General features: G+C 59.6%; 3 protein-coding genes. 1 reads left to right on the plus strand and 2 read right to left on the minus strand.

The features are described from left to right. Positions 1 to 151: 151 nt before the first annotated feature. Together istB and istA are read right to left on the minus strand one after the other, a co-directional pair. Complete coding sequence (gene istB / locus NKI16_RS33930) at positions 152 to 907, minus strand: IS21-like element helper ATPase IstB (protein ID WP_352480784.1); 756 nt, start codon at positions 905 to 907, stop codon at positions 152 to 154. A 12-nt stretch (positions 908 to 919) separates the two neighbouring features. Then, the gene (gene istA, locus NKI16_RS33935) at positions 920 to 2,431 is read right to left on the minus strand and encodes an IS21 family transposase (protein WP_352924806.1); all 1,512 of its coding nucleotides are present in this window, start codon (positions 2,429 to 2,431) and stop codon (positions 920 to 922) included. Between istA and NKI16_RS33940 the strand changes: the two genes are divergently transcribed. Then, on the plus strand, positions 2,430 to 2,591 hold the full coding sequence (locus tag NKI16_RS33940; protein WP_352924808.1) for a hypothetical protein: 162 nt from the start codon (positions 2,430 to 2,432) through the stop codon (positions 2,589 to 2,591). The genes istA and NKI16_RS33940 overlap by 2 nt on opposite strands. Positions 2,592 to 2,626: the final 35 nt, after the last annotated feature.

Genomic DNA, 2,626 nt, shown 5'->3' on the forward strand with positions numbered 1-2,626 from the left:
ACTGCGTATTCCGATGAAGCCGGCCATCGATTCCGATTTGAAGCCGGCCAGTCATTCCGATTTCATTCCGGCCGGTGTTCCGATTTGAAGCCGGCCATTTTTCGGACTGATCCTGGGTCTCGTTGATGTTTGGATTGGGTTTCGTTTCAGGTCAAGCTTGCGCTGTTTCGGTCGCTCTTGGCGAGCGCTGTTTTCGCATGCTTTCACCGGTGAGATCGATGCGATAGGCGTTGTGAACGAGGCGGTCGAGGATGGCATCGGCCAGAGTTGGGTTTGCAATGATCTCGTACCAGTGATCCAGTGGCAGCTGACTGGTGACGATTGTCGATCGGCGTTCGTAGCGGTCTTCAATGATCTCAAGCACATCACGCCGCTGGTCATCATTGAGTTTTTCCGGTCCCCAGTCATCGAGAATGAGAAGGTCGGTTTTGGCGAGTTGCTTGAGGATCCGGCCATAACGTCCGTCGCCTCTCGCGAGGGCAAGTGTTGCAAACAGCCGGGGAACGCGGTGATAGGCGACGGAGAAATCCTCTCGGCAAGCTTTGTGGCCTAGCGCACAGGCCAGCCAGCTCTTGCCGACGCCCGCCGGCCCGGTGATGAGAAGACTGTGATGCTTGCGAATCCAGTCGCAGCCGGCGAGCGCCATGAACAGATTGCGGTCAAGACCGCGTGCGGCACGAAAGTCGGCATTCTCGATCTGTGCGTCATGGCGAAGCTTTGCAGCTCTGGCGCGGGCTTCGAAACGCTTCTGGCGGCGCATGGTAGCCTCGCGCTCGAGCAGCATGGCAAGCCATTCGCCATGCTCGAGGCCGCGTGCTTCGGATTGTGCGTCGAGTTCCTGGAAGGCGGTGGCCATGCCATGAAGGCCGAGTTCGCGCAGCATGTCGATGGTCGGATGGATAAGCATTGGTGTGTCTCCTCAATGAAAGTAATCAGGGCCACGCAGATTGGCGTGATCGACGATGGCGGTCGGTTCGGAGGAATGCCTTGCGGCCTTGTGATTGGCGATGAGCGAGGCGATGCTCTTGCAGTTCAGCCCACCGATCTCGACAGCGCGGGCTGACACGGCTTCGGCGCGATCGCGTGTGACATCGCGAAACAGGCGCAGGACACCCAGGCATGTTCGAAAGCCTTGTTCAGGATGTGGGCGGCTGGCGAGGATTGCGACAACCAAGCCTTCCGTCTCGGGGCCGACGGATGCGGCCCAGCGACGGAAACGATCCGGCGTCCACTCGGCATATCGCCGGTGGGAGCTGGGCATATGATCCGGATCAGTCCCATGACGAGGGCCGCCATAGCGGCGCTGATGGACGGCAATGCGCTTGCCGCGGTGGAAGATCTCGATGGTGCGTGCCGTTGCTCTCAGATCGACTTGCTGGCGAATGAGGCTGTGCGGTACGGAATAAAAGAAGGTCTTGAACTCGACATGGTAATCCGTCGAGACGCGGGCCAAACGCCACTCGGCGAATTCGTAGTCTTTGCTCGGAAGGCTTGCGAGCGCAGCACGCTCGACGCTCTCAAACAGTTGCCGGCGACTGACGCCCAGCCGACGCATGACGTGATCATTGATGCGATCGAGTGCCTGGCGAATGGCGGCATTGGCCTCGGCCAGCGAGAAGAAGGTCTGGTTGCGCAGCCGCCCCAGAATGCATGACTGGGCGAAACGCACGCCGTTCTCGACTTTCGATTTGTCCTTCGGCCGTCGCGGCCGTGCCGGAAGAACGCCGACGCCATAATGGGATGCCATCATGCCGTAGCTGCGATTGATCTCGGGATCGTAGAAGCTGGCGCGGCTGACGCCCGACTTCAGATTGTCGGGGACGATCAGGCGGGGAACGCCATCAAAAAAACGAAACATCCTGACGTGTGAACCAATCCAATCAGGCAGTGTCTGGGTCCAGGTTGCTTCGGCATAGGTGAAGCTGGACGCTCCCAAGACCGCCACAAAGATCTCCGCCTCACGGATCTCGCCGGTGTCTCGATCAATGATCGGGATCCTCTTGCCGGAATAGTCGACGAAGACCTTGTCGCCGGCGGCGTGTTCCTGGCGCATCGTCGGGGAAAGCCGCTGTTCGAAGCTGCGAAAGAGCTCGCAGAACCGGCTGTAGCCATATCCGTCGGGATGACTTCCTCGATACTCCTCCCACAAGATGAGGAGCGTGACGCCCGGCCTCTTGAGCTCGACGGCAAGATGGGCCCAGTTCGGCTCTGTGCGCCGCCGCGTGCCCTGTTTGACGCCATTGCGAGCGAAGAGTTTGCTCTCAAGCGCGTCATCGGTCAGCTCGCCTGGCAGGGGCCAGCTCAACCCCATTGTCGCTGCGCGCCGCAGATTATCCTGCACCGTACTGCGTGCTATTCCCAGCACGACCGCAATCTCGCGGGAACTGGTCCCGCTTCCGGCAAGCCGAAGCATTTGTCTCAACTGTCTCATGGTCAGCCTTCTCTTTGCCGGCATCAAAATGTCCCCGTTCATCGCGAGGCAATTGATGCCAAAGTTGCTGACCCAGGAGGTAATCTTCAGTGCCGAAAACTGGCCGGTCTTTGGTTGGAATGGTGGCCGGCTTCATACCGGAATGGTGGCCGGTGTTTGATCGGAATGGCGGCCGGCTTCACGTCGGAATCCGCA

The sequence above is a fragment of the Mesorhizobium sp. M0698 genome, assembly GCF_040320455.1.
GTDB lineage: Bacteria > Pseudomonadota > Alphaproteobacteria > Rhizobiales > Rhizobiaceae > Mesorhizobium.